This window comes from Verrucomicrobiia bacterium, assembly GCA_035629335.1.
Lineage (GTDB): Bacteria > Patescibacteriota > Saccharimonadia > Saccharimonadales > Saccharimonadaceae > DASUUR01.
Window position 1 is genome coordinate 921,028 of the sequence record DASPIB010000001.1, and the last position, 26,735, is coordinate 947,762.

The 26,735-nt window shown below is 45.2% G+C and carries 21 protein-coding genes, 3 tRNA genes, 3 rRNA genes and 2 other RNA genes; 9 read left to right on the forward strand and 20 right to left on the reverse strand.

The window, feature by feature from the left end:
* Window positions 1-20 precede the first annotated feature (20 nt).
* Both VD907_05050 and VD907_05055 read right to left on the reverse strand, forming a co-directional pair.
* Entirely contained in the window at window positions 21-1,085 is a 1,065-nt protein-coding gene (locus VD907_05050) for a S1 RNA-binding domain-containing protein (GenBank protein HYG84225.1), read from the reverse strand.
* A gap of 99 nt (window positions 1,086-1,184) precedes the next feature.
* On the reverse strand, window positions 1,185-1,568 hold the full coding sequence (locus VD907_05055) for a hypothetical protein (protein HYG84226.1): 384 nt from the start codon (window positions 1,566-1,568) through the stop codon (window positions 1,185-1,187).
* 57 nt (window positions 1,569-1,625) lie between these two features.
* Here VD907_05055 and VD907_05060 point away from each other — a divergent pair, with 57 nt between their 5' ends.
* Together VD907_05060 and VD907_05065 are read left to right on the forward strand one after the other, a co-directional pair.
* On the forward strand, window positions 1,626-2,444 hold the full coding sequence (locus VD907_05060) for an ROK family protein (GenBank protein ID HYG84227.1): 819 nt from the start codon (window positions 1,626-1,628) through the stop codon (window positions 2,442-2,444).
* Window positions 2,419-2,883, forward strand: coding sequence for a hypothetical protein (locus tag VD907_05065; protein ID HYG84228.1), 465 nt, complete (start codon window positions 2,419-2,421; stop codon window positions 2,881-2,883). Before VD907_05060 ends, VD907_05065 begins: the two co-directional genes overlap by 26 nt.
* Window positions 2,884-2,892: 9 nt before the next feature.
* Here VD907_05065 and VD907_05070 read toward each other — a convergent pair whose 3' ends face one another.
* The 9 genes from VD907_05070 to gyrB form a co-directional block, all read right to left on the reverse strand.
* Window positions 2,893-3,165, reverse strand: coding sequence for a hypothetical protein (locus VD907_05070; protein HYG84229.1), 273 nt, complete (start codon window positions 3,163-3,165; stop codon window positions 2,893-2,895).
* Between the two features lie 187 nt (window positions 3,166-3,352).
* Window positions 3,353-3,461: ribosomal RNA gene (rrf, locus tag VD907_05075) — 5S ribosomal RNA — on the reverse strand.
* 155 nt (window positions 3,462-3,616) lie between these two features.
* Window positions 3,617-6,771, reverse strand: a 23S ribosomal RNA gene (locus VD907_05080).
* Between the two features lie 331 nt (window positions 6,772-7,102).
* Window positions 7,103-7,179: transfer RNA gene (locus tag VD907_05085), tRNA-Ile, on the reverse strand.
* Between the two features lie 48 nt (window positions 7,180-7,227).
* Window positions 7,228-7,304, reverse strand: a tRNA-Ala gene (locus VD907_05090).
* Between the two features lie 473 nt (window positions 7,305-7,777).
* Window positions 7,778-9,251, reverse strand: a 16S ribosomal RNA gene (locus VD907_05095).
* The 16S, 23S and 5S rRNA genes sit together here with 2 tRNA genes alongside, the layout of an rRNA operon.
* A 158-nt stretch (window positions 9,252-9,409) precedes the next feature.
* Window positions 9,410-9,820 carry a divergent PAP2 family protein gene (locus VD907_05100; GenBank protein ID HYG84230.1) on the reverse strand — a complete coding sequence of 137 codons (411 nt, stop codon included), beginning with the start codon at window positions 9,818-9,820 and terminating at the stop codon, window positions 9,410-9,412.
* A 2-nt stretch (window positions 9,821-9,822) separates the two neighbouring features.
* Entirely contained in the window at window positions 9,823-12,330 is a 2,508-nt protein-coding gene (gene gyrA, locus VD907_05105; GenBank protein ID HYG84231.1) for a DNA gyrase subunit A, read from the reverse strand.
* Between the two features lies 1 nt (window position 12,331).
* Complete coding sequence (gene gyrB / locus VD907_05110) at window positions 12,332-14,308, reverse strand: DNA topoisomerase (ATP-hydrolyzing) subunit B (GenBank protein HYG84232.1); 1,977 nt, start codon at window positions 14,306-14,308, stop codon at window positions 12,332-12,334.
* Window positions 14,309-14,444: 136 nt separating this feature from the next.
* Between gyrB and VD907_05115 the strand changes: the two genes are divergently transcribed.
* A complete protein-coding gene (locus VD907_05115) occupies window positions 14,445-15,668 on the forward strand; it encodes a hypothetical protein (protein HYG84233.1) in 1,224 nt (407 codons plus the stop codon).
* A gap of 2 nt (window positions 15,669-15,670) precedes the next feature.
* Window positions 15,671-16,249: a hypothetical protein gene (locus tag VD907_05120; GenBank protein ID HYG84234.1), complete on the forward strand. Its 579-nt coding sequence runs from the start codon at window positions 15,671-15,673 to the stop codon at window positions 16,247-16,249.
* A gap of 9 nt (window positions 16,250-16,258) precedes the next feature.
* Here the strand turns inward: VD907_05120 and VD907_05125 are convergent, their stop codons facing one another.
* The 4 genes from VD907_05125 to ssrA all read right to left on the reverse strand — a co-directional run bounded on the left by VD907_05125 (window position 16,259) and on the right by ssrA (window position 20,891).
* Window positions 16,259-19,039: a TraM recognition domain-containing protein gene (locus tag VD907_05125; protein ID HYG84235.1), complete on the reverse strand. Its 2,781-nt coding sequence runs from the start codon at window positions 19,037-19,039 to the stop codon at window positions 16,259-16,261.
* Window positions 19,039-19,476: a hypothetical protein gene (locus VD907_05130; GenBank protein HYG84236.1), complete on the reverse strand. Its 438-nt coding sequence runs from the start codon at window positions 19,474-19,476 to the stop codon at window positions 19,039-19,041. Before VD907_05130 ends, VD907_05125 begins: the two co-directional genes overlap by 1 nt.
* Before the next feature lie 40 nt (window positions 19,477-19,516).
* Complete coding sequence (locus VD907_05135) at window positions 19,517-19,903, reverse strand: hypothetical protein (protein ID HYG84237.1); 387 nt, start codon at window positions 19,901-19,903, stop codon at window positions 19,517-19,519.
* A 590-nt stretch (window positions 19,904-20,493) separates the two neighbouring features.
* Window positions 20,494-20,891: a transfer-messenger RNA gene (gene ssrA / locus VD907_05140) on the reverse strand.
* Window positions 20,892-20,954: 63 nt separating this feature from the next.
* On the opposite strand from ssrA, the gene VD907_05145 reads away from it, so the two are divergent.
* The 4 genes from VD907_05145 (at window position 20,955) to rplT (ending at window position 23,593) form a co-directional block, all read left to right on the forward strand.
* The gene (locus VD907_05145; GenBank protein HYG84238.1) at window positions 20,955-22,442 is read left to right on the forward strand and encodes a YifB family Mg chelatase-like AAA ATPase; all 1,488 of its coding nucleotides are present in this window, start codon (window positions 20,955-20,957) and stop codon (window positions 22,440-22,442) included.
* Window positions 22,443-22,564: 122 nt separating this feature from the next.
* The gene (infC, locus tag VD907_05150; GenBank protein HYG84239.1) at window positions 22,565-23,053 is read left to right on the forward strand and encodes a translation initiation factor IF-3; all 489 of its coding nucleotides are present in this window, start codon (window positions 22,565-22,567) and stop codon (window positions 23,051-23,053) included.
* The gene (rpmI, locus tag VD907_05155) at window positions 23,053-23,247 is read left to right on the forward strand and encodes a 50S ribosomal protein L35 (protein ID HYG84240.1); all 195 of its coding nucleotides are present in this window, start codon (window positions 23,053-23,055) and stop codon (window positions 23,245-23,247) included. The genes infC and rpmI overlap by 1 nt, the downstream gene beginning before the upstream one ends.
* A gap of 1 nt (window position 23,248) precedes the next feature.
* Window positions 23,249-23,593, forward strand: coding sequence for a 50S ribosomal protein L20 (gene rplT, locus VD907_05160; protein HYG84241.1), 345 nt, complete (start codon window positions 23,249-23,251; stop codon window positions 23,591-23,593).
* A 55-nt stretch (window positions 23,594-23,648) separates the two neighbouring features.
* On the opposite strand, the gene rnpB is transcribed toward rplT, so the two are convergent.
* From rnpB to VD907_05180, 4 genes are all read right to left on the reverse strand, one after another.
* Window positions 23,649-23,989, reverse strand: an RNA gene (rnpB, locus tag VD907_05165) — RNase P RNA component class A.
* 27 nt (window positions 23,990-24,016) lie between these two features.
* Window positions 24,017-24,853, reverse strand: a complete 837-nt coding sequence (locus VD907_05170) for a reverse transcriptase-like protein (protein HYG84242.1) — start codon at window positions 24,851-24,853, stop codon at window positions 24,017-24,019.
* A 13-nt stretch (window positions 24,854-24,866) separates the two neighbouring features.
* Window positions 24,867-24,942: transfer RNA gene (locus VD907_05175), tRNA-Pro, on the reverse strand.
* A gap of 171 nt (window positions 24,943-25,113) precedes the next feature.
* Window positions 25,114-25,743: a site-2 protease family protein gene (locus tag VD907_05180; GenBank protein HYG84243.1), complete on the reverse strand. Its 630-nt coding sequence runs from the start codon at window positions 25,741-25,743 to the stop codon at window positions 25,114-25,116.
* Between the two features lie 77 nt (window positions 25,744-25,820).
* On the opposite strand from VD907_05180, the gene rpmB reads away from it, so the two are divergent.
* Window positions 25,821-26,048, forward strand: coding sequence for a 50S ribosomal protein L28 (gene rpmB / locus VD907_05185; protein HYG84244.1), 228 nt, complete (start codon window positions 25,821-25,823; stop codon window positions 26,046-26,048).
* Window positions 26,049-26,106: 58 nt separating this feature from the next.
* Here rpmB and VD907_05190 read toward each other — a convergent pair whose 3' ends face one another.
* On the reverse strand, window positions 26,107-26,730 hold the full coding sequence (locus VD907_05190; GenBank protein HYG84245.1) for an MBL fold metallo-hydrolase: 624 nt from the start codon (window positions 26,728-26,730) through the stop codon (window positions 26,107-26,109).
* Window positions 26,731-26,735 lie beyond the last annotated feature (5 nt).

Here is a 26,735-nt window from a genome sequence, read left to right on the forward strand (position 1 = left end):
GCGGCTAATTATTTTTCATGTTACTTTTTGTCTGTAAGACTAAGTGAAATTTTGCGATTTTCTTTATCGATGTCAAGCACACGGAACATCTTACGCTCGTTCAACTTAAAGATCTTCTCGGGATCGGCGTTATCACCGCTACCAAGTTCACTGATGTGTACAAGCGCCTCGACGGCAGGGCTAATCTGCACAAAGGCACCAAATGGCGTGATGCGAGTGACTGTGCCCTCGACTTCATCGCCTTTCTTGAACTGCTCAACTTCTTTTAGCCATGGATCATCGGTAAGCTGTTTCATGCTCAAGCTTAATCGGTCTTTATCGATAGCGATAATCTTCGCTTCGATAGCTTGGCCAACTTTTACATAATCACCTGGATTATTTACCCGTTCCCAGCTGATTTCACTAATGTGTACGAGTCCTTCGATGCCCGAGACATTCACAAAGACACCAAAATCAACCACACCAGTTGCTACACCGGTGACGGTATCGCCAATGCTGAGTTTTTCAAATCGTTCTGCTAAACCTTCTTTAATGGCTTCTTTTTCACTAAAGATTAGCTTATTAGCCTTGCGGTCAGCATCAAGAATACGTACTTTGATTTCTTTTCCAACCAGCGAGTTAAGTCGCTGCAAGATTTCATCCTTATCGGCTCCACCAACACGAGGATAGTGCTCAGCACTTAATTGGCTCACCGGCAAGAACCCGCGCACGCCTTCAAATTCGATGAGTAAGCCACCGCGGTTTGCATCGTAAGGGGTAACTTCAATTACTTCGCCTTCTTCTGCAATTCGACTTACTTCGTCCCAACCACGATCCTTCGCGGCTTTGCGTAGCGAGAGCAGCGAATAGCCGTTATCGAGTTCGATATCAACCACACTTGCAGTGACGCTATCACCCTCTGTTAAGTTGCGTGAAAAACCAATTTCACGTCGAGGCACCAACCCGACACCTAGCGGTCCTAGGTCAATAAGCACCTCGTGCTTGCGTACCGATAGTACTTTTCCTTCTACCACCTCGCCAGCGGTCAGTTGTTTTACGGCCTCTTCTTTCAAGAGGTCATCCATTGTTATTGTGGCATTTGCCATAGTCTTTTTTAAAGACTCCTTCCTTCGAGTATATTTCTTTGCAGGCAATAAAAAGCCTCCAGAGATTACTCTCTATTGTACGCTGTTACTGCGAAGAAGTCAAAGTCCGTGGCTCGTTTTGTGCATGGCTGCACGCGTAACTGCTACCCGGGATTTTCGATACTCATTCGTGAGGTACATAAGGCCTCCTAGCACAGGAACCATGAGCCACAAGACGTCACTTGGACCGGCCGAAGGAATCTGTGAAGGACTGGCTTGTTCAGTTTGGCTATCAGCGGGGCGCCTTGTTTCAGCTGTTTCTGTCGTCTCAGGCGCTGGCTCAGGTTGCGTCACGATTGGTTCTCCAGCGGTTACAGAAGAATCTGATCGACGATTCAAGAAATAAAGCCCAGCTAGTAATACTGCGGCCAAGATAATTGCAACTCCAATGAACTGAAGGATATGACGCTTTGGTGTAGTATCGTGCTGCTCAGAAGTCTCCATTGCAGTTTCCACTATAACATACTCGCAAGGCTAAGAAAGAACTGCTACACTAAAGTTATGTTAATCGCAATCGATACTGGGGGAACAAAAACGCTCGTGACGAGTTTTTATCGTGACGGAAAACCGCACAAGTCATATCGATTTCAAACACCACACGATAAACGCGATTACCTTACCGCGCTTGCAGCTCTTGTGAACCAACACTATAGCCTCCAAAAAGTTTCGGCTATTGTTATCGCCGTTCCTGGCGTGGTAAAGAACAACCGTGCTGTTTGGTGCGATAATCTTGGCTGGAAAGATTTCAACATACCGCTTGGCTTAAAGAAGCTCGGCATAACCGTACCCGTATTTCTGGAGAATGACGCTAACCTCGCAGCACTAGGTGAGGTCAGGCGCTTGAAACAAATCCCGTCACTTGCACTCTACCTTACAGTAAGCACCGGGATCGGTAGCGGGCTTATCGTTGATGGCCATATTCAGCCAGCCACCAGCAACAGCGAGGCAGGTCATATGGTGTTAAATTTCCACGGCCATTATCAGGAATGGGAGACATTTGCATCTGGTCGCGCACTTAAAGCAACCTACCAGAAATTAGCTCGCGACATACCCGAAACCGACACAAAGACCTGGCAGGAAGTAGCCGAAAAAATAAGCGTCGGGCTTCTCGCACTCATACCGAGCTTACAACCCGAGATAATAATTATCGGTGGAAGCATTGGTACCTATTTTCAACGGTATAAATCATTCCTCGATGATATTCTTAAATCACAGCTCAACGAGCATTTCCCTATCCCCCCCGTTATACAAGCGAGGTTCCCGGAAGAGGCTGTACTATATGGATGTTTTTGCTATGGATCAGATCGCTCTTTTAATTAAGCGACTCAGACAAGATTATCCTGGTGTGACATTTACAGAGAGTGATGTCTTTAAGTGGCGGCCAGATGAAAGAACTGTTTATTTTATACCTCAAAGCTCTAGTCCAAACTTAGCCTATTTACTACACGAAACCGCCCACGCCATCCTTAATCACCAGGAGTATATTTTAGATATTGATCTGATCAAGATGGAGCGTGCTGCTTGGCACTATGCTCAAACCACGCTATCTTCGAGATATGGCCTCTCCATAGTTGAATCGTTGGTTAATGAATCGCTTGATAGCTATCGTGACTGGTTACACCAGCGCAGTCTGTGTCCGTCCTGTTCGACAAATGGCCTCCAAAACATAAATGGCACCTATTCGTGCCATTTATGTGCTATCACCTGGAGGGCGAACGAGGCTCATTTTTGCGCCTTACGACGTCAGGTTATAAATTAGAAGAACTACTTATGCCGCTTGATCAAGCTCAGAATGATCACCGCGCTTCACTGAAATATCAATAACATCTGCAACCTGCTCAGTAACAGCGACAGACTTTGTGCGACGGCTAATTCGTCCGCCCTTGGCGCCAGCAATTCGGGCTAACTCTCGGTTAGCAGCAAAGCCGCCAGTGCGTCCTTTTTTACCACCAATCGCCCCAATGCGTGCATAGAACTCTTTGCCATGTCGAGCTCGATTTGTTGCCGCAGCGCGTAAGCCGCCGTTCTTTGTTCCTGCCATATAAACTCCTTTTACTCTATGTTTAGAATATATATACATTAGCACTTTTTGTTTGCAAAGTCAATATTTACATAAGGTTTATTGCATTTTATAGAAAGTCAGGGCATTATATCATGGCTGGTGTAAATGTTATTTATAAAATTTTTCCCAAAAGATAAAACCCTTGGTTTCCCAAGGGTTTTATATAATTCGGCACCGTGCTAGTTTCCCGCTTGCGCAGTATAATCGCCGCTACTGGGCTTAACTTCTGCGTTCGGAATGGTTGCAGGTGTTTCCCCAGCGCTATGGGCACCGAAGCAGGGTGCTTAGCCTATGTTGCTACTAAGAACCTTACTTCGATATCCATGTACGGTATCTTGTAAAAGATCGACGTGCTTTGGCAAGCACTAATTACTAGTTAAGTCTACCTCATTTACTTGGCTAATTCGAAAATTAGCTTCGTAAATGAGAGCATAAAAAGGCGATGGCTCTATTAGTATGCTTCGGCTCCATACGTTACCGCACTTCCACCTTGCACCTATCAACCTGATCATCTTTCAGGGAGCTCATAGGGAAATCTTATCTTGAAGTCAGTTTCGCGCTTAATATGCTTTCAGCGCTTATCTAATCCGAACGTAGCTACTCGACAATGCCGCAGGTGGCGACAATCGATACACCAGAGGTTCGTCCACCTCGGTCCTCTCGTACTAGAGGCAGATCTTCTCAAATTTCCTAACGTCCATACCGGATATAAACCGAACTGTCTCACGACGTTCTGAACCCAGCTCGCGTACCACTTTAATCGGCGAACAGCCGAACCCTTGGGACCTGCTCCAGCCCCAGGATGTGATGAGCCGACATCGAGGTGCCAAACCGCGCCGTCTATGTGAACTATTGGGCGCGATAAGCCTGTTATCCCCGGGGTAACTTTTATCCGTTTGCGCTGTCGATCCCACATTCATGTAACAAATGTTACGTACAGCGGATCACTTACTCCCACTTTCGTGTCTGCTCGGAATGTACTCCTCACAGTCAAGCTGGCTTTTGCGTATACACTATCACTTCGGTTTCCATTCGAAGCTAGCCAACCTTTGAACGCCTCCGCTACTCTTTAGGAGGCAACCGCCCCAGTTAAACTACCCACCATGCACGGTCCCCTAACCGGATAACGGTTAGAGTGAGAACAAAGTCACAACAAGGGTGGTATTTCACCGGTGACTCCACAGATACTGGCGTATCTGCTTCAACGTCTCCCACCTATGCTACACATATTGTAACCTGGTTCAATGCAAAGCTGTAGTAAAGCTCCACGGGGTCTTTTCGTCCTGGTATGGACAGACGGCATCTTTACCGCCAATGCACTTTCACCGAGTCCTTCGCTGAGACAGTGCCCACATGATTACTCCATTCGTGCGGGTCAGAACTTACCTGACAAGGAATTTCGCTACCTTAGGACGGTTATAGTTACCGCCGCCGTTCACCGGGGCTTCAGTTCGCACCGTGAAGCACTCCCCTTAACCTTCCGGCACTGGGCAGGAGTCAGCCCCTATACATCCACTTTCGTGTTAGCAGAGACCTGTGTTTTTGGTAAACAGTTCCGTGGGCTCTTTTGCTGCGGCCCCCACATCATTTGATGCAAGAGTCTCGCGTTCAGAGTCAATTATCATGACTGTTCTATCTCAGTAAAAGTTGGTTTTAAAAAGGATTTGTCGTTATTTTCAAAAATTGAACCTAACGTACTCATTAACCATTTCACTAATATACTGAACACGGCTCACATCGAATGATGTGGGGGCAGACCTTATCCCGAAGTTACGGTCGCTGTATTGCCGAGTTCCTTAGCGAAGGTTCTCTCGTAAGCCTTAGTCTTCTCGACTCGAGTACCTGTGTCGGTTTGCGGTACGGGCGGCTATATCCACGCGCACACCTGCTTTTCTAGCCAGCACTCTCACCAGAATCGTATCCCCAAGGGGACACTTTCACTCCCAAAACGTTCCCGCTTTGGTTGGACGGATACATACCATGAATCCGCTCTGACTACTTTACCGTGAACAGTGTGCAAAATATAACCGGTACAGGAATATTAACCTGTTGTCCATCGCCTACGCTATGCGCCTCGGCTTAGGCCCGACTAACCCTGGGTTGATTAACATGGCCCAGGAAACCTCACTCTTTCGGCCGAGGGGATTCTCACCCCTCTTATGGTTACTCATTCCAGCATTCTCACTTCCTCACGCTCCACAAAACTTTCCAATTTTGCTTCACAGCAGAGAGGAACGCTCCTCTACCACTTGTAATAAATTACAAATCCATGTCTTCGGTAATACGCTTAAGCCCCGTTACATTTTCCACGCAAGATCTCTTGACTAGTGAGCTGTTACGCACTCTTTAAATGAATGGCTGCTTCTAAGCCAACATCCTAGCTGTTTAAGAAATCTCACCTTGTTTCCCACTGAGCGTATATTTAGGGACCTTAGACGATGGTCTGGGCTGTTTCCCTTTCGAGCGCCGAGCTTAGCCCCGACGTTCTAACTGCCATGGTACCACCAACGGTATTCGTAGTTTGTTAAGGGTGGGTACCCTTGCGGGCCCCAGTCCTTTACAGAGCTCTACCCCCGTTGGCTAATTTACATGACGCTAGCCCTAAAGCTATTTCGAGGAGAACCAGCTATCTCCGAGTTCGATTGGCATTTCACCTCTAACCACAGGTCATCCAAGCATTTTGCAGCATGCCCTGGTTCGGTCCTTCACGACGTGTTATCGTCGCTTCAACCTGCCCATGGTTAGGTCACTCGGTTTCGGGTCTAATTCGTAGTACTAAACGCCCTATTCAGGCTCGCTTTCACTGTGGCTCCGTCAATTGACTTAACCTTGCACTACAAATTAACTCGCTGGATCGTTCTACAAAAAGCACGCCGTCACCCCGAAGGGCTCCGACTCCTTGTAGGCACACAATTTCAGGATCTATTTCACTCCCCTCCCGGGGTTCTTTTCACCTTTCCATCACTGTACTTGTTCACTATCGATCGTACATTATATTTAGCCTTGGCAGGTGGTCCTGCCGGATTCAATCAGGGTTTCTCGTGCCCCGACCTACTCGAGAAAATACATATAAGGTCAGCTTCGTTTTCGCATACGCGGCTATCACGCTCTTTGGCAAATCCTTCCAAATTCTTCTGCTAACAAAGCCGATTTCTTACCTTACTCGCTTATGACAGTTGCGATCGCAAGTCAAAGTGTTCGACTAATCAAACCCTTTGACTTGGTCTTGTATTATCTCACAACCCCTTATTAATATTCGTCTGTCAACTTATTTACCCGGTAAATTACCAGGCAAAAATCAATAAGGTTTGGGCTCATCCCGTTTCGCTCGCCACTACTCCGAGAATCGTTATTTACTTTCTTTTCCTCGTCCTACTAAGATGTTTCAGTTCAGACGGTTCCCTTTCAATTACCCTATAGATTCAGGTAACGATGCACATGACATGACTCATGGCGGGTTTCCCCATTCGGAGATCTCCGGATCAAAGCTTGTAGACAGCTCCCCGAAGCTTATCGCAGTCTTCCACGTCCTTCATCGGTAATGTACGTCTAGGCATCCATTGTGTGCCCTTGAGTACCTTTTTATGCATTGACTTAACTAGTAATTAGTATTAACCAATTACCATCTGTCAATCTTTTACATCAAATTGTTAAATTACTTGTTACTCACCTCTTGAGTACACATTCGAATCCTCGTTAGGAGCTCTCTCTGTACTCAAGTCCGCTTAAGTGTAGCAAGTTTCGACCTTATTTGTAAAGAGTAATATGCTGTACTTTTTGCAATAAAAAACTCTGATGATTGTCTCAACAATCGCCAGAGGTTTCATTCACGAAACATTCGCTTACTACATTAAGTAATATACGCTACTTACGGATATTTTGCAAGTATTTCAGTATACATTTCTATAGTTGAATTTGGTGGGCGATGAGGGACTTGAACCTCCGGCCTCGTCATTATCAGTGACGCGCTCTAACCAGCTGAGCTAATCGCCCATAGTAACTATAGAAATGTATACTGAAATATTTTTTAAAGTACGCTTTTGGTGGAGCATCGGGGACTCGAACCCCGGACTTCCTGCTTGCAAAGCAGGCGCTCTAGCCAACTGAGCTAATGCCCCATAAATAATACAGTCTGTATTTTACAGTATCGTACCGAATACCGCAAGAGATTTTAAACTAAACCCTGCAATAATGACATTACATACAGAAGTTCGTGACCAAACACCGACCGCATCAGATTCCGATCCTATCGCTACGCTTAACCCCGCTATTTAATGTTCCTATCAGCCAGTCCCTTTGGATATTTGGGGAGGGACAAGGCGCAGTCATATCCACAGTAGCCGCCGCGTCTCGCCTGCCTTCTGTCGTCCCGCAGCAATGCTGCCATACACAGTCTCAAAACACAAAAAGAACGCTCACTGGCGTTCTTTTTATTGTTTACAACTTAGTAGTGCATCTCATCGTAGTCGGTTTTTGAATCTAGTCTTGTTCTCTTACGAGAACTTCGTTGTTATGTAGATCCAGCACAACAACAAGACCGACCTAGCTTCAATAGTAGATTGCTCGTACTATTGGCATAACATCTCCCTAGAAAGGAGGTAATCCATCCGCAGCTTCCGCTACGGATACCTTGTTACGACTTAACCCCAATCATATCCCCCACCTTAGGCCGACGAATCGGACTTCGGGTGTTGGCTACTTTCATGGTTTGACGGGCGGTGTGTACAAGAGCCGGGAACGTATTCACCGCAGTATAGCTGACCTGCGATTACTAGCGATTCCAACTTCATGCAGGCGAGTTTCAGCCTGCAATCCGAACTGGGACCAGTTTTGATGCGATTTGCTCCATCTCGCGACTTAGCTGCGCATTGTACTGGCCATTGTAGCACGTTTCAAGCCCAGGGCGTAAGGGCAATACAGACCTGACATCATCCCCTCCTTCCTCCCCGTTACCGAGGCAGTCTGGTTAGAAAAATCCAACTAACCACAAGGGTTGCGCTCGTTAAAGGACTTAACCTAACATCTCACGACACGAGCTGACGACGGCCATGCAGCACCTGTCACAGGGTTCCCGAAGGCACGCGCTGCTTTCGCAGTGCTTCCCTGGATGTCAAGCCCTGGTAAGGTTCTTCGGTTATCATCGAATTAATGAACATGCTCCACCGCTTGTGCGGCTCCCCGTCAATTCCTTTATGTTTTAGTCTTGCGACCGTACTCCACAGGCGGGATACTTAACGCGTTAGCTTCGCTACTGAAGGGGTCGATACCTCCAACAGCTAGTATCCATCGTTTACGGCGTGGACTACCCGGGTATCTAATCCGGTTCGCTCCCCACGCTTTCGTGCCTTAGCGTCAGAAATGGTCCAGTAACCTGCCTACGCCATTGGTGTTCCTTCTAATATCTACGGATTTCACTCCTACACTAGAAATTCCAGTTACCTCTACCACTCTCAAGTTTGCCAGTTCGAGTAATAGCCAAATGGTTGAGCCACTTGATTTCACTACTCGCTTAACATACCGCCTACGCAACTCTTTACGCCCAGTCACTCCGGATAACGCTCGGATCCTACGTATGACCGCGGCTGCTGGCACGTAGTTAGCCGATCCTTATTCAAGAGTTACCGTCATATTCTTCACTCTTAAAAGCAGTTTACGACCCGAGGGCCTTCATCCTGCACGCGGCGTTGCTCCATCAGGCTTTCGCCCATTGTGGAAGATTCCTCACTGCTGCCTCCCGTAGGAGTCTGGGCCGTGTCTCAGTCCCAGTCTGGCTGATCATCCTCTCAGACCAGCTACCGATCGTCGGCTTGGTGAGCCTTTACCTCACCAACTACCTAATCGGACGCAGGCTGTTCCCAAAGCGCCGAAGCTTTAATCCGAAGATCATATGCGGTATTAGCTCCGGTTTCCCGGAGTTATCCCTCACTTTGGGGTACATTCCTACGCGTTACTCAGCCGTCCGCCGCTCGTCAGCAAGTAGTAAACTACTCCTGTTACCGCACGACTTGCATGTGTTAGGCACGCCGCCAGCGTTAATCCTGAGCCAGGATCAAACTCTCCATAAAAATGTATCTAATAAATTAGATACGATGACTGACGATGATTTGCACTACCAAATTGTAAACGTACATCACTGACATGACTCTCGGTGTATCTCCGTTACCACTCAGACTGTCCCTTAGCATAGCGTATCTGTTACTGAAGTGTCAATACTTTCTTATCATTATTTTGTGATAAAAAAAGCAACAATCCCTACCAGTAATCCAAGCGTCGCACCAACTGCTACTTCACTCGGTCGATGACCCATAGCAATATAGGGTCTTTTTATGTGGCTATTCTTTATAATTTCCTCAATAGCCCTGCCCTGCTCACCAACGGACCGCCTGACTTGCATGGCATCATACATAACTATGGCAGCAACAACCACGCCAAGCGCAAACACACTACTCGTCACACCCTCGATTAATCCCGTATAAGTTACGAGTGAAACGATAATGCTTGTATGCGCGCTTGGCATGCTGCCCGATCGGTACAAATAACCCCAGTCCTTAAAACTCTTTACTTGCACCGAATGTATCAGGTACTTCCCTACTTGCGACACTAACCAACCAATAAAGGCCACAAGCAGAAACATACCTATTCACCGGCCTCTTCAATTTCAGGCTGTTCTTGCTCGGGTATGATACCAAGTGAAGCTACATTGTCTTCATTACCTAAACGCATAATCCTTACCCCTTGAGTTGTGCGGCCTAAGAGCGGTATATCTTTTAGTCCAACACGAATGGCCTGGCCTTTGGTAGAAATCATCAACACCTCATTAGCGGTTGGTTCAAGCGACCTAACAGCTACAAGTTTGCCGGTTTTAGAGGTTACAATTGCCGCCTTAATACCAACTCCTCCCCGTTTGTGAGCAGGAAAATTACTAATTTTAGTCATTTTTCCGTATCCGTTTTCACTCACTACCAAGAGACGTCGATCTTCAACTGCGACATCCATACCAACAACTCTATCCCCGGGTCGCAAGCGAATACCGCGTACACCGCGTGCCGATCGGCCCATTGGCCGTGCATCACCTTCATTAAAGCGAATTGCCTGACCCATCGCTGTAGAAATAACGACCTCATCTTGTCCGGAAGTCATCTGAATCCAGCGCAGCTCATCGTTATCGTCTAATCGAATTGTAATCAAGCCAGTCGTACGAATATTGCTATAATCTTTTAGTGGTGTCTTTTTGACCGTACCTTGAGTAGTTGCCATAAAGAGATAGCCATCTTCACCATGATCCTTTGCGACACGAATAATTGAAGTGATGCGCTCTTCCGGCTGGAGCTGCAGCAGATTGACAGCGGCGACTCCTTTTGCCACAAGGCTTGCAGCGGGTACTTCATGTGCCTTTAGCCTAAACACTCGTCCTTTATTGGTGAAGAAAAGCAGCCAGTCGTGCGTACTCGCAGGAACCAGCTGATCAATAACGTCCTGCTCTTTGGTTGACATGCCTCGTTTTCCCTTACCGCCGCGATTTTGCCGTCGATATTCGCTAACGAGGGTTCGTTTTATATAGTTCTCGCTTGTCAAAAGTATAATAGACTCTTCGTCAGGAATCAGCTCTTCGTCGCTAAACTTGCCTAATTCATGATTTATTATTTTTGTTCGTCGTTCATCAGCGTATTTCTCTTTAATTTCGAGCAGCTCGGTTTTGATGATATTCAAAATTTCTTGCTCGTTAGCCAAGATTGCCTCTAGCTTACCGATCAATGTACGAAGTTCCGCTAACTCATCCTCGATTTTTTTACGCTCAAGGCCAGCAAGTCGACGAAGTTGCATCTGCAGGATAGCCTCGGCCTGTAGGGTCGAAAGTTTGAATCGCTCTATTAAATTAACTTGCGCCTCTTCAGTGGTTTCACTTTCACGTATTGTTGTTATAACTTCATCAATATGATCGAGTGCGATGCTGAGGCCTTCAAGTATGTGGGCTCGGTCCTTAGCTTTTTTAAGCTCAAACTCAGTGCGGCGTCGAACCACTACTTGGCGATGCTTAATGTACTCTCCTAGAATCTCTTGTAAGCCAAGGATGCGGGGCTGAATGCCATCAATAAGTGCTAGCATGTTGTAATGAAAACTTGTCTGCAGCGAAGTCAACTTAAACAGCTGATTAAGGACTTTCTTTGGATAAGCATCTTTTTTCAGCTCAATGACAACCCGTACTTTCCCACGAGCGCTTTCATCACGAATATCGTGTATGGTGATCTTCTTCTCTTTATGAAGCTCGGCAATTTTCTCAATGAGTGTTGCTTTATTTACACCGTAAGGAATTTCACTTACTATTATCTGGTGTCTTCCTTTGCTCGTTTCCTCTATTGAAGTAACAGCGCGAATCGTGATACCACCCCGACCAGTCTGATAGGCCTGTTTCATTGGTGCGCCACCATAGACGATGGCACCAGTTGGAAAATCTGGTCCTTTCACGTGTTGTAATAATTCATCCAGTGTTGCTTCTGGATTATCAATCATTACAACAGCTGCATCAACCAGTTCACCCAAGTTATGCGGTGGAATATTGGTTGCCATACCGACCGCAATACCGATCTGCCCATTTAATAGTAGGTTTGGCAATTTTGCGGGCAGCACCGTTGGCTCGGTATACGAACCGTCATAATTGTCGCGGAAGTTTACCGTATTTTTATCAATATCAACCAAAAGCTCTGCTGCAGCCTTTGCCATACGAGCTTCAGTATAGCGCGCTGCGGCTGGCGGGTCTCCATCCATTGACCCAAAGTTACCCTGACCGTCAACCAGCATGTAGCGCATCGACCAGTCTTGGGCCATGCGTGCCATAGAATCATAAATTGCTGCGTCACCGTGGGGGTGATATTTACCCATAACCTCACCCGTAACACGTGCGCTTTTTACAAATTTCGTACCTGGTCGCCAACCGTTCTGCTCCATAGCATAAAGAATGCGCCTATGAACAGGCTTGAGGCCATCGCGGACATCTGGCAGCGCGCGCTCAATAATAACGCTCATCGAATAGCGTAGAAAACTATCCTCCATGACGTCTTCGACTGTACGAAGCTCTACAGTGCGAGAGTGGTTTTGGCTTTCTGATATTTCGACAATTTCTGGGTTTTTCTGTTCTTCGTCCATATTAAATATCCAAATCCTCAGTGTTTACAAATTTTGCGCGACTCTGAATAAAGTGCTTTCTTAACTCAACCTCATCACCCATCAGCTTTGTAAAAATTGCATCAGCTTTTTCAGCATCTTCAACTCTCACTTGTACAAGCACGCGGTTCTCAGGATTCATGGTGGTATCCCATAGCTGATCGGCGTCCATCTCGCCAAGACCTTTGTAGCGCTGTACATCAACTAATCCTGCTTGCTTATGAGGCGGATCTAATTCGTTGATTTTTGTACCACGAGCACGGCGTTCAGCAATCAATTCGTTGTATATTTTATCACGCTCTTCATCACTATAGACATACTGTCGCTTATTGCCAGGGCCTTTCAGCAAGAAGAGTGGTGGCTTTGCAAGATAGACATGACCACGTTCTATAACTTCTCGCATATATCTGAAGAAAAATGTCATCAAAAGTGTGGAGATGTGGCTTCCATCGACATCGGCATCGGTCATAATAATTATTCGACCATACCTTAAGCCGTCAATATCAAATTGTTCATCAATGCCTACGCCTAATGCCTTAATGAGACTGACAATTTCATTATTATTGAGCATTCTGTCGAGTCGCGCACGCTCAACGTTGAGAACTTTACCACGAAGTGGCAAAATCGCTTGTGTTTTGCTGTCACGTCCGCTTTTAGCAGATCCACCAGCTGAATCTCCCTCTACTATATATATTTCAGAGTTTTTTGGATCCTTACTCGAGCAGTCAGCCAGCTTACCGGGAAGTGACATGCCATCGAGCGCACCTTTTCGAATAACATTTTCACGCGCTGCCCTTGCAGCCTTTCGTGCACGTGCCGCCAGTAAAGCCTTGCCGATGATCTTTCGTGCAATGCTCGGGTTCTCTTCTAGATGGTAGGCAAAATATTCACTCATTACCTGCTCAACGTAACGCCGCATCTCAGGATTGCCGAGCTTGTTTTTTGTCTGTCCTTCGAATTGTGGATCAGGAAGTTTAACAAGAATGATTGCCGTCAAGCCTTCCCGAATATCATCACCAGTAAGATTCTCTTCTTTTTCTTTTAGAATTCCGTTTTTACGAGCATAGTCGTTAATAACTCGCGTGAGCGCAGTCCTAAAGCCAATAAGGTGCGTTCCGCCATCTGGTGTAAAGACATTGTTAGCAAATGCCTTAACTGTCTCGGTAAAAGTTTCGTTGTACTGCACGGCAACTTCAACCATGCAATCCTCAACCTGCTTTTCAACATAGAAAATATCGTTCGAGACAACTTCTTTGCCGATATTCAAGTGCTTTACATAAGATTGAATACCGCCCTCAAAGTAAAAGGCCTGTCGCTCATTCGTTCGTTCATCAGCAACAGCGACGTAAATTCCCTTAGTTAAGTATGCCTGATGACGAAGATAATTAACCACCCATTTGTAATCAAGCGTCGTCGTTTCAAAAATGCTACCATCGGGATAAAAAGTAATGTCTGTACCCGTGCGGTCAGTCTTGTCGACTGCTTTAATTGGAGAGAGCGGAACGCCGCGTTCGTACTCTTGACGGTAAAGTTTACCATCTTTATGAACTTCAGCGATTAACTTAGTCGATAAGGCATTCACCACACTTGACCCAACGCCGTGAAGACCGCTCGATACTTTGTAACCACCTCCGCCAAACTTGCCGCCAGCGTGCAACACCGTCAAAACTGTTTCAAGCGTACTTTTGCCTGTTTTTGGGTGAATATCAACTGGAATGCCCCGCCCATCGTCAGAGACAGCAACCCCGCCGTCATGTTTAAGCGTGATAATGATTTTGGTTGCATGCCCAGCAATCGCTTCGTCAATACTGTTATCAGCTATTTCTTTAATTAAATGGTGCAGTCCTTCGTACCCAGTACTCCCAATGTACATTCCTGGGCGCTTGCGAACTGGCTCAAGGCCTTCAAGCACTTGAATTTGGCTTGAATCATAATCAGCAGTTGGTTTTTGTTTAGCCATGATCCCTCACATTTACAGTCTTAATTCAGAATATTTACATCTCTACCATTATAGCGGGCAAATTGTGTTCATTGCAACTATTGTATTGAACATATTTCTTATGCTAAATTTAATATAAGGAGTTATTAAAATAAAAATGTTTCAGAAAATAGTATCAAACCTGCCGTTTAGTCCCGCGCTTATTGGGCAGTTAGGGTTCTATGCCAGACGACTTCGACAAGAACAAGCAACACGTAAAGTTGGTTTTGTATTTATGATTCTTGCCCTTTTAATACAGTCTCTGACCGTATTCAGCCCGCCAGAGTCAGCAAATGCAGCAAGTCCTTCGGACTTAATCCGCGGCGGTATTCGGACAAAGAATGAACTTATGGGTGCCTACGATGCAAACACATCTGGATATCGCGATATTGTAGCCTATGCTGGTATTACTCGCGAAGAGTTAGAAAGTGCTACAGAAGGTACTTTTAATTCACTTGATGACAATAGAATCATTACCTCATGGGGGCGAATTTCTCGATTTGGTGAGTCCGAGGGCGAAAAAACACATACCATAAAATTAAGTGATGGGTCAGACATATCGATCTACTCAACCCCTTTATGGAAGTTAGATACGCTTGAGCACACTAAGCGCCACGGGTCTAACTATCAAGCATTTATTGGATATTCACAAAAAATCGGCTGGTTTGCAGTTATGAAAAACTGTGCTAACTTAGCATTCAAAAACGAACCGGCACCAAAGCCTATCCCAACTGAACCTGCGCCCGCACCCGCGCCAGAAAAAAAGCCTATTATTTCAAAGCACAAGAGCGCGCTTAACCTAACGCAAACAACAAATGCCACGGAAGTAATTGCCCAGCCTGGTGACCGGATTGAATATACCCTAACAATTAAGAATGATGGTGACGCTGAGGCAGTAGAAACTATTGAAGAACACTTAACGGATGTTGCGGAATACGCTACGCTTATCGATATGGGTGGTGGAACATATGATGAAAACAAGAAGGTACTGCGATGGAATGATGTAAAAATTTCTCCTAAATCGAGTGAGAGCCGTAAAATTGTTGTTGAAGTTCTCAAGACGATTCCTGCCACCCCTCGTGGACAGAGCGATCCAGCTTCATACGACTGTTCTATGCTTAATGGATTTGGCAACACAGTTAAGATCGATGTAAATTGTCCTACGCCCAAAGCCATCGAACAGACTGTTGTGGAATTGCCAAAGACAGGTCCAAATGATGGCCTGCTTATTGTGGGCTTAATAACCGCAATTGCCACATATTTTTTCGTTCGATCGCGACAACTTAATAAAGAACTCCGCCTGGTACGACGAAACTTTAACAACGGAATTCTCCAAGGTTAACAATGGCAAATCCCGAACAGCTAATACCCTCAACCGAAAAGAACGAGCAACTACCTTCAGCTGCTCAGGAAAGAAGCGAACAATTAAAAGAAAGGTTCGAAAATCTTTCGACCGAAGAGCAATTAGAAAATCGTCACGCTGTTGCAATCGAGGCTCGTAAACGAGCCATTCAAGAGGCAGAATCAGCAGCTAAAGACCAGCGGAGTGAGAAAGCGTCGGATCAGATGGCAGAACCGAGCTTTCTACGAATTACAAAAGCTGATAAAAAAGCGGCCTACAATCAGGCCCTTCGAGAAGTTCAGACTGAATTACGCCCCACTGAACGAACAATAAGTAAAGTAATTCATAATCCGGTCATTGAAAAGGCAAGTGATGTTGCGGGCGCGACAATTTTTAGGCCAAATGCAGTACTCGCAGCAGGGATATGCGGCTTTATCCTTAGCGGTGCCGCCTATGTATTAGCGCGACACTTTGGTTATGTTCTTTCAGGTTTTGAAACAATCGGTGCATTAATTGTAGGTTTTATTATTGGCCTTCTCTACGACTTCTTAAAAGTCATGATTACCGGAAAAAGAAAATAGCTATTTATCCTATCGAATAGGTATATCGATTTCGTTGTCAGCAGAACTATTCCTGCCTCGAATTGGAATGACTGCCTCGCCTTGATCACGAGATTGTGATGGGGGCTGAGTTTTGATCGCGTTGTGAGAATTGTTCATGGGCATGCTTGGTGGATTGGTCGTCGTAGTTTTATTGATAGGGTTATCTACCGCTGTCAACTGACGTTTCTTTGCCAGCCATTCATCAAGAAATGAAGTGGATGTATCCCCAATAGGACTTGACGTTGATGCATTCGGTGCCGCACTCGAACCGGGCGTACTAATTGGTCGCACAGGCGGTGGTGTAACATTATGAACCTTGGGCTTGGGCATATTATTCGATACTGTGCCGGCTCGTAATCTATCGAATATTTGTTTCTCCACGAGTTTACGTGGCGTTCCATATTTTGCAGCCGATAGGCGCTTAAGTGCATTCGCTAATTGCTGATTTGGTTTGCCCATGGGTGGCACCAGCGACATGCTAAACGGTGTGGACGGTACGTTATCAATCATTACAGACGCAACTGTTTCAAAATTGGGTAGTTTGGTCAAATCTTCTGCATCAAATATCGGGGCAAACTTCTTTTGCATAAGTTCAGCATCGGTGGTGCCAATTCGCCCACTGATAACAGTGCCGACATTTCCAATAATTGCCTCGCGTATTTTATCAGTTAGCTGTGTCATAAACTGGTTGGCTAAGATCAGATTTAACCGATATTTTCGTGCCTCACTAAGAATTGATTCGAAGCTATCGGTAGCAAAGTTCTGAAACTCATCAACATATAAAGTAAAGTCTGTACGCTGCTCTTCAGGGATGTCGGCACGCCCCATGGCCGCTGCTTGAAATTTCATAACAAATATCATACCAAGCAGCTGTGAATTAAGCTCGCCTGTCTTGCCCTTACTTAAGTTAACCAGTAATATTTTCTTTTTGTCCATAATTTCACGAAGATTAAATCCGCTTTTTGTTTGTCCAATAATATTTCGCATCATTTCATTCGACAAAAAAGCACCGAATTTACTAACAAACCATCCAAGGACTTCTGATTTATGGTAGTCACTTGTTTGGGCCATTTCTTTATTCCAAAAATCAAGTACCGTTTGATCTGTAACATACTTCAGCTTCGATTTAGCAAAGGCGTCGTCATTAAATACTTGAGGAATATCAATAAAGCTCGCGCCACCAGGGTCGCTCATTATGGTTAATGCAGCATTACGGAACCAGTGCTCGTATCGAGGCCCAATGATACCTGTATGGCCTGGGTCATATAATCGATACAGCATTGCAATAGCCTCTTGCACCAAGAAGTCACGCTGATCGGGTGTATCAAATTCAAATAAGTTTAGCCCGACAGGGTTTTCCATATCGCCCGGATTGAAGTAAATGACATCTTCTACTCGTTCTTTTGGCACCATGCCCAGAAGGCGCTCTGCCGAGTCGCCATGAGGATCGATAAATGCAAAACCACGCCCATCGAGCATATCCTGTAATGCAAGATTTTCAAGTAGTCCAGACTTACCCGTACCTGTCTGACCGATAATGTAGGAGTGACGACGACGGTCGCTAGGGGCAAGACGTATCGGCTTCTTAATGCCGCGAAACACATTGTACCCAAGCAAGAATCCTTGATTTAGCGACTGGTGTGGGCCATCAACCTGCTTCGAAGCCTGACGCTGCAATTGAGAAGTAGGAATATTTTTTTGATCAGGAAGATGGAAAATAGTTGCTAACTCGACGCTATTTAAGATATTTCGATTAATCTCTTGTGGGAAAAATCGAAATATAAAAGAGGTGACGAACTGTTCGATATTCTTGGCAATAGTAAACTTAAAACCATTACTTTGTGGCAAATCAAATAATGAGAACGCCGCCACGGTATTCTTTAATAGCGCCTGTGATCGAGCTGAGGTATTCGACGATACGATAATGCGTATGAGCGTCTCGTAGCCGGGATGTTGTGTTTTTGCTTCTAACGAATCGACCGTAGACTGTTCGAGAGTAGAGAGCTGTTTGTCCTCTGTTTTTGCGTCTTTTGCTTCCGGTGCCTTCCAAAGCGCACCCAAAAGGTCCTTGGGTGCCATTCCTGTGCCCTGCTCTTTTTTCTTTTTTATTGCAGCCGCAGCCGCAACAACGCCCTTTGTCCAACCTTCGCGTGCTGGTCGCAGCAATATCTGGATACCAATACCGTCCTCTTTATTTGCATTTGCCAGTGCGTTTAGAATTGAACGCATGGCATCACGTTTCGTATCTTTATAGGTTGCTATTGGGTAAGAATAGTCCTTCTTAAGTGTCAGTTCACCGCCTATTGTGCCGCTAATCTTCCCAACCTTATTAAAAATATTGTATTCCTCAACTTCTTCGAGCCGCGCAGCTGGATATGCCGCCGCCACAGCTTGCCGCACAACATCAATTAGCACCACTGGAACCGCAACATAGTAATGGATCAGTCCTTTGTTAACAATGATTTCGAAAGAAATATGGCGCTGCCCATAAACTTTACTTTTAAAGCCCTTGGTCGCTGTGCTTGCAATAATGTTATACATTACTTGCGCCTGCGAGATGACCTCCTCGGTGACCTCCCGCTCATCGCGATTACCCGTATCGATGTCGTCGCTACTTGGCGGAATATGGATAAGTAGGGGCACCATCTTCAGACCACGCTCATAGTTCTTGGCTTCACGCAACACTTTACGATACTGAAAATAAGCGAAGAAGCCGACAATAGCGCCCACAGCAATAATAATAAGCGCACCTATGATTATATTGGCCATCAATCTCTACCCGAATGATTTATCTGTTTACCGTATCTCTTTAATAAATAGCTCGCCTGTAACTTACTTACTTCCACCGCTTGCAGGTGAGGATCGTTCTTAGTTTGGGTGACAATACTTTTAGCCTTCTCAATCCAAGTCTTTTCAATAAGCTCATCGTCCGCCGCTACTAGCGGTGCGCTTGAAGCTTGGGTATCGTCAAAAGGCAGCGGGCTCGAGCTGGTGGCAGCTTGGGTTGCTGAGGTTGATGCCTGAAGCACAGCACTAGGATCACCCCGCTGACTTTGGTCTTGGATGTTTTCGTGTGACTCAAGCCGAGAATCTCGTTCAGTACCTTGTTCAACGCCATTAGAAATAAACCGCTCTGGTGCGTTAAATCTTTGCTCTCGTGATGGTATTTCAGGCAGTGAACTTGGTGCCGGTAGCTTAGGTTCCATGCCTGTTAGTATAGCATAAACTCAATCAATGAGTGGTTAGTTAGGCTCGCTTCAGCACATAGAATATCGCCAACGAAATAAAAACGAGTGCCAATAACACATCAGTGAGTTGTAGCTGCCCCACTGACTGCACAGCAAGTAAGAGTGTGGGCAGAAAAGCGATAATTGAAGCAATGTAATACGCTTTTTTTATATCAAAGTCGTTATAAGTGCGATTCTCTGGAAACGCACGCCGCATAAATCTTATAATTGCATCAAATGAAAGAAGAAAGAAGCCTAATGAAATAACGTAAATACAAATAAAGACTATCAAGATACCATGAGGCCCAGCTTGACCAGGATTGTACGTATTCAAAATATACACAAGAATCATAGCTGCCAGTAAGGCCAGCAGATATACAGTGTATCTCAACGGATGTTTATACATTAACCACCTCAACGATTAAGAGAGCCTGGGCGACAAATCCGCCGCTTCAAAAAAATATTGGGGCGCTTGCCGCCCAAGGCAACTGACCGCTCCGTATAAAACGGAGCATGTGCACGTTGCTCAGTATAATTACCGAGCAACAGCTCAACACCTTTGGCGGAGCTAGGCAATACTACAACGAGTAGTACTGCCAGGTTTCAGCCAAAGCATGCTGAGTTTGTTTTGGGGTTTGGATTTTGTTTTGTAAGGTGCGTTTGGTTTTTTGTTTTTGGTAAAGCTTATATTTATTATTAGCACAAGCATGTTCGAAAGTCAAGTGCTTCCACGCCGCATACTATACAAAATTTAGTTTTTCCACATATAATTAATTTGCTCAAAAAACTATTGACAGTAGCATTTTGAAGGCATATTATAGAGGTAACTTCTGAATAAAAAACTTACTCAGAAGTTCAAAAATAAACATGAACAAAACACTAAACAACCGCTACTCGCAGGCGGTTGTTTTTTATTACGATAGGCAGGATCTAAATAGATTTTTGTTTAACTACAGCATCAAAAAAAAAGACCTTCGTTTCTACGAAAGTCTCTTTTGGTGGAGCTGCGGGGAATCGCACCCCGGTCCATATGGTGATCGGTCATTCGTCTACAAGCTTAGTTAATCTTAAGGGTAACGCCCACTAGCATAAAAGATTAACAAAAATTAGCTAGAAAGGCGCGCAATGAAATGTCGCTAGTGCAGTTGCTGCCCTACTACTAACCGAGCAACATAAATATATCACCGCCTAAGTGACATGTTGCCTACACAAAGGCGATGGCTACCAAAATTAAGCGGTAACGCGGCTAAGCGCAAGTTGAGGAGCAAAGAAGCTCTTCACTGCGGCAGTAGCCTTTGCAACAAAATTGTTTGCAGTTAAATTACACAGTACGTTGTGAAGCGACCTGCAGAATGACCTGTCAATGTCCATATGTCGAAGCGTAAATCAGCCCCATATGTAGTAATTATAACACAGTATATATTTTTTGACCATAACTATGCTTTACTTTATGCACCATGACAGCACAAATCTTTTCTGCAACTAGCGTCGGCTTCGAAGCAAGAATAATTGAAGTTGAATGCGATAGCACAAAAGGCTTGCCTTCTCTGCAAATTGTCGGCCTCGGCAATAAAGCTATTGATGAAGCTAAAGACCGGGTACGAAGCGCCATTCAAAATAGCAACCTCGAGTTTCCGGCTAGGCGAGTGACGATAAACCTGGCACCGGCAAACCTTCCAAAGCATGGAGCCCATTTTGATCTTCCTATAGCAATCGCCATTTTAACCGTGAGCGGTCAACTCCGAAAAGACGACGTCTCCGATGCACTATTTGTTGGTGAGCTCGCTCTCAACGGTGCACTACGTCCAGTGCCGGGAAGTATTTATTTCAGTGAAGCGGCAGCCAGTGCAAGTATTACACGTATTTTTGTTCCAAAAGAGAACGCCGACGAAGCGGCAATTATGAAAGGAGTCAAAGTATATGCGATCACAACATTAAGCGAGCTTTTCTTGCATCTAAAGGGCGAATTGCGCCTTCGTCCCCACTCACCCATCGTTAAAGATACTATCGTTGAGTCATCGACATCTCTTAATGACGTCCGCGGACAGGCTCACGCTAAACGCGCGCTCATGATTGCTGCAGCCGGACATCACAACCTTCTATTGACTGGCCCTCCTGGCACCGGTAAAACCATGCTCGCAAAAGCATTACCAGATCTTTTGCCTCCACTAACAATAGAAGAAAGAATTGCGATCACTAAATTACATAGCGCAGCTGGTGAGCCGATGAACGGGCTACTTGCAGCTCGCCCCTTTCGCACCCCACATCACACAGCGAGTCATATATCTCTTGTCGGCGGCGGCCACTACCCACGGCCAGGCGAGATTAGCCTGGCTCATCTAGGAGTATTGTTTTTAGATGAGCTGCCCGAGTACTCGCGCCAAGCTCTTGAATCACTCAGGCAGCCACTTGAAGATCGCGTCATTACTCTTAGCCGGGCAAATGGAAAAGTATCTTTTCCTGCTAATTTTATGCTTATAGCCACTCAAAACCCTTGTCCCTGTGGCTATCTGGGAGATACCATAAAAGAATGTTCCTGCACCCAGATCCAAATTAATAATTATCAGAAACGTATTTCTGGCCCTCTCCTAGACAGGTTCGATCTTCTCGTTGAAGTATCCCGTATTGACTATGGAAAGCTGTTAGGCGCAGAAGAAGCTCCTCGTCACAACTATCGGGAGGCGGTCATTCGAGCACGATCACTGCAATACAAACGTTACAATGACACCACAACAAATGCCTCCCTTGGTAGCACGAATATTATTGAACGTGTTAATTTGTCATCTGACGCCCAGAGATTATTACAACTCGCGTCAGAGCGTCTAAATTTTTCGGTGAGATCGTATTTTAAAATAATCAAAGTAGCTCGGACAATTGCTGATCTTGAAGGCGACGACGTAATAAGCGAATCTCACATCAGTGAAGCCCTTCAATTCAGACTGTAACCTCACTGAAAACTATGTGGATAACTGTTGAAAGTAGCTTTCTGATCTGATATAATGCCCTATGAGTAAAAATACATAATTGCATCACTGGAAAGAGGAGCATTATTAATAAGTCACTTCGCATAAACGAAGCTATACGAGCCTCTGAGCTTCGTGTAGTTGGTGCCGAGGGAAACCAACTAGGAATCATGTCTCGAGCTGAAGCCCTTGAGGCCGCCCAGAAAGCTGGATTGGATTTAGTTGAAATTTCACCTTCTGCTAATCCACCGGTTGTCAAAATCATCGACTGGGGCAAATACCAATACCAGAAGATGAAGGAACTACAGCGTAATCGCAAGAGCGCTAAGACAAGCGAGCTTAAGCAGATGCGCCTGGGACTCAAGATTAGTGATAACGATCTTGAGATAAAGTTACGTAAAATCCGCGGTTTCTTGACGCACGGTCATAAGGTGAAAATAATGATTTTCTTCCGTGGCCGTGAGATGGCACATACCGATTTGGGTTTTGAGATGATAAATAAAATAATCGACAAACTTTCCGAAGAAGCAATTATTGAGCAAAAACCTCAAATGGCTGGTCGCAATTTGAGCATAGTAGTAAGGAGTAAGTAATGCCAAAGATCAAGACTCACAAGGGTACTGCGAAGCGAGTGAAGAAAACAGCTGGCGGTAAGCTTCTTCGTGAACGTGCAGGTGGCGGGCACCTTTTGTCACATAAAAGCAAAAGCCGAAAGCGTGTTATCGGCAAGAGTGCCGAGATCACTGGTTCAATTCGTAAAAATATCAAGCGAGCACTAGGAGTATAATATGCGAGTTAAAAGAGGCGTCACTGCACACCGCAAACATAAGAAAATCATCAAAGCCGCTAAAGGCATGCAACACGCGCGTCGACGCTCATTTCGGCTTGCCAAGCAAGCAGTAATTCGGGCACTACAATATGCCTATCGTGATCGCCGCAATAAAAAACGCGACCTACGAGGGCTATGGATTACTCGTATCAATGCCGCTGCAAGAGAAAACGGTACAACTTACGGTGCATTTATTGCTAGCCTCAAGAAAAGCAATATTGAGCTTGATCGCAAAGTACTGGCTGAACTATCTGTTAGCGAACCGCAGGTATTTTCTGAGATTGTAAAAATCGCCGCAAAGTAAGTTTTGGAGACAGAATAACCATATTAAAAAATCGTCCATACGGACGGTTTTTTAATGAGGCACATCATCTATAAGCCGGGTTCTGTCGTGAGCGGTCATCTATCTAGTCACATAGTTGCCTATATGATCAAGCGGTTATTGACCTACTGGCGGATCACCACTGCATTAAGCAGACGTAGGCCCCTTGCAGCTGGTAGGGTTTACCTCTCATCTATGTCACCATAGCTGACTGTGGGCTCTTACCCCACTCGTTTCACCTTTGCCTCGTAAAGAGGCTGTTTCGTTTCTGTGGCACTTTCCCTAGGATCACTCCCGGTTGTCGTTAACAACTACCATATCCTGTGCTGCCCGGACTTTCCTCTTGTGATAAACACAAGCGATCGCTCAATGACCTGCCCTTTGATATACTATCGCATTAAGGCGTTAAAGTCTAGCTCGCTCATCTAAAGTTCTATTCACGATACTATCAGCGTACTGATTAAACTCTCTTTTGACATGAACGAAGTTTACTTTTTTGAATTTTTTCTTAAGTTCATTTATCTTCTCATGAATTGGCCACAGATCACGGTTTTTAATTTGATAAATGCCTTTCATCTGATTAACCACCAGTAGACTATCGATCCTAAATTCTACTGTGCCAGAAGTAAATTGGCCCGCCTTCAGTAGTCCTAGGTATACCGCCTGATACTCTGCTTGATTATTGGTGGTAATACCAAGATAGCTCCCACCCTCATCTAACAAGTTCTCGTGGGAATCATAAATGACATAACCCGCAGCAGACGGCCCAGGATTCCCTCTTGATCCGCCGTCTGAATAAATTACTACATCAGCAGCAATTGGGAGGCCCATCGCGTAAGCTTGCTCTGTTGATTGCATTTTTAACAACGTAACTGTAGTGTCGGTAAGTTCATTCTGATGCATATCTGACATCTTTTGCCACCGAAACTTACTGTACTTCTCTGTGTTCAATGTAATATTAACTACACGAACGCTTGCCAAATATAAAATGACCAGATCATACACTCCTGCTTCAGTGTCACTGAAATTTAATACATCCGATAACTGAAGAGTCTCGATTTCGATACCCGTATTCATTCGTACAAGTCGCCTGAGTGCATCTTCAGGCTGTTCACCAGGCAGGACTTCTCCTCCAGGCAATTCAAACTTATGCAATATCGCTTCACGCCCACTTGCTCGTTTTAGCAGAAGCGTCTTGCCGTTTTCTCGCACTAATGCCCGCACGGTAATCTTTTGTTTCATAAATAAATTCTGTTGGTCGGGATGACAGGACTTGAACCTGCGACCTCACGGCCCCCAGCCGTACGCGCTACCAGCTGCGCTACACCCCGGATTATAATGAAATCCGATATAGATTAGGATGCGTGATATTCCCTGCACGTGCATGCAAGGTGGGTATCCTCAACTTACTCCCACGAGAGTAAACCATCATTGGATTCCCTATCAATATCTGTTCAGGAAATCTTTACACCCTAAATTCCATACCGGACTCTATGATTATATCACACTTCGAGGCCGAAAAGCGTGCCGTATATACTAAGGAAAAAGTTCATTGCTGCTTCCATCGCCATGCCAAGCTGAGCATTAAATAGGAGCACAATAGCAAAAATTATAATAATACCGTATTGTTCCATTTGCGCCATTACTCTCCGTACGCTATCTGGAGCAATGGCATAGAGCAATCGTGAACCATCAAGAGGCGGGATCGGAATCATGTTAAAAATGAAAAAGCCCAGATTAACCGTTACTGCGATACGTAAAAAATCAGCCATCGCTGACTCGGCGCCTCCCAGTGCATAAACAGCAAAAGCAATAAAGGAAAGAGCCAGGTTTGTAAGTGGCCCTGCGAGACCAACAAGCGCTGCCCCAACCTCACCAAAACGAACACGCATAGGGTTAAATGGCACTGGCTTAGCGCCACCAAAAATTGGCCCTCCGCTAATTGCAAGCAGTATCGGCAAAAGTATTGTCATAAAGGGATCGATGTGTGCAATAGGATTAAGCGTAAGACGGCCTTCAAGACGCGCAGTATCATCTCCCAGCCAATAACTCGCAAATGCGTGCATTGCCTCATGCAACGTCATGGATAGCAAGATTACTGCCAGTACGGTTAGAATATAAGAAATGTCCATGGATTAAGTATATCAGGACTTGACGCAATAACTAAAAAACGGTAACATTGTATAGATAAGTAAAAGAGATTAACACTATGGCAGCACGATGCGAACTTACCGGTAAAGGCCCGCAGCATGGTCATAAAGTAAGCTTTTCATTACGACGTACTAAGCGTGTATTCCTACCTAACCTCCAAAAGAAGACTTTTGTCGTCGATGGCCAAAAGGTAACGATGCACCTAAGCACGCAGGCAATTCGCACCTTAAAGAAAAAGGGCGTCCTGCCGAAAGCTGGATCGAAGGACCTTGCATTAGCCAAGTAACCAAGCACCTAAAAAGCCCCTGACAAGGGGCTTTTTAGGTGCTTGGTTTCATTGAGGGTTATGATTGTATAACTTTTACAACGGTAAGAACTTCGGGCAAAGTTGTAGATTTAATTTTATATTTATTAACGGTCTCTGTAGGCGCCCCCAGCTCCTTTAGGAAACTATCGAGACCGCCTTGAGCGATAGAGTAGATTGTTTCTTCGTCCGAATAGTGCGTCGGTATAACAACCTTAGGACCAATGCGCTTAACAAGGCTGATGGCTTCATGTGGCTCTAGCGTATAGCCATAGCCACCTACAGGGATAATCAAGACATCTACAGTTCCGAGCTCTTCCAGCTGTTCGTCGCTTATATCGGCAGCAACATGGCCAATCACCCCCAGGCGGATGTCCTCCATGTCGATATTGTACATTGTTGCGTTTTTAACTTCACTATCATTAAGGTGTGTTCTTGCGGCAATACCCTTTATAGATGCGTTGGCAACCTCGTATTCACCGGGACTTTCAAATTGCAAACCTTCCGCCTTCGAGCTTCCGAATTTTTCTTGCGTCGCAATTTGAATGCTGTTCTTAATACTAATCTCTCTATTGTCTAGAGCTTCAATCTTTGGATCGATTAGCAAGACCGACTTCTTAGTATATATTACAACGCAATTACCACCCTTATATTCAATTTCCATATTTC

What these genes read in the sequence shown, in the direction of transcription:
- VD907_05135 (HYG84237.1), bottom strand. Translation starts at nt 19,903, where the DNA reads ATGTATAAACATCCGTTGAGATACACTGTATATCTGCTGGCCTTACTG.
- VD907_05055 (HYG84226.1), bottom strand. Translation starts at nt 1,568, where the DNA reads ATGGAGACTTCTGAGCAGCACGATACTACACCAAAGCGTCATATCCTT.
- VD907_05130 (HYG84236.1), bottom strand. Translation starts at nt 19,476, where the DNA reads ATGGAACCTAAGCTACCGGCACCAAGTTCACTGCCTGAAATACCATCA.
- VD907_05125 (HYG84235.1), bottom strand. Translation starts at nt 19,039, where the DNA reads ATGGCCAATATAATCATAGGTGCGCTTATTATTATTGCTGTGGGCGCT.
- gyrB (HYG84232.1), bottom strand. Translation starts at nt 14,308, where the DNA reads ATGGCTAAACAAAAACCAACTGCTGATTATGATTCAAGCCAAATTCAA.
- rpmB (HYG84244.1), top strand. Translation starts at nt 25,821, where the DNA reads ATGGCAGCACGATGCGAACTTACCGGTAAAGGCCCGCAGCATGGTCAT.
- VD907_05180 (HYG84243.1), bottom strand. Translation starts at nt 25,743, where the DNA reads ATGGACATTTCTTATATTCTAACCGTACTGGCAGTAATCTTGCTATCC.
- rpmI (HYG84240.1), top strand. Translation starts at nt 23,053, where the DNA reads ATGCCAAAGATCAAGACTCACAAGGGTACTGCGAAGCGAGTGAAGAAA.
- VD907_05170 (HYG84242.1), bottom strand. Translation starts at nt 24,853, where the DNA reads ATGAAACAAAAGATTACCGTGCGGGCATTAGTGCGAGAAAACGGCAAG.
- VD907_05120 (HYG84234.1), top strand. Translation starts at nt 15,671, where the DNA reads ATGGCAAATCCCGAACAGCTAATACCCTCAACCGAAAAGAACGAGCAA.
- VD907_05060 (HYG84227.1), top strand. Translation starts at nt 1,626, where the DNA reads ATGTTAATCGCAATCGATACTGGGGGAACAAAAACGCTCGTGACGAGT.
- gyrA (HYG84231.1), bottom strand. Translation starts at nt 12,330, where the DNA reads ATGGACGAAGAACAGAAAAACCCAGAAATTGTCGAAATATCAGAAAGC.
- VD907_05190 (HYG84245.1), bottom strand. Translation starts at nt 26,730, where the DNA reads ATGGAAATTGAATATAAGGGTGGTAATTGCGTTGTAATATATACTAAG.
- VD907_05100 (HYG84230.1), bottom strand. Translation starts at nt 9,820, where the DNA reads ATGTTTCTGCTTGTGGCCTTTATTGGTTGGTTAGTGTCGCAAGTAGGG.
- VD907_05115 (HYG84233.1), top strand. Translation starts at nt 14,445, where the DNA reads ATGTTTCAGAAAATAGTATCAAACCTGCCGTTTAGTCCCGCGCTTATT.
- VD907_05145 (HYG84238.1), top strand. Translation starts at nt 20,955, where the DNA reads ATGACAGCACAAATCTTTTCTGCAACTAGCGTCGGCTTCGAAGCAAGA.
- VD907_05065 (HYG84228.1), top strand. Translation starts at nt 2,419, where the DNA reads ATGGATCAGATCGCTCTTTTAATTAAGCGACTCAGACAAGATTATCCT.
- VD907_05050 (HYG84225.1), bottom strand. Translation starts at nt 1,085, where the DNA reads ATGGCAAATGCCACAATAACAATGGATGACCTCTTGAAAGAAGAGGCC.
- VD907_05070 (HYG84229.1), bottom strand. Translation starts at nt 3,165, where the DNA reads ATGGCAGGAACAAAGAACGGCGGCTTACGCGCTGCGGCAACAAATCGA.
- rplT (HYG84241.1), top strand. Translation starts at nt 23,249, where the DNA reads ATGCGAGTTAAAAGAGGCGTCACTGCACACCGCAAACATAAGAAAATC.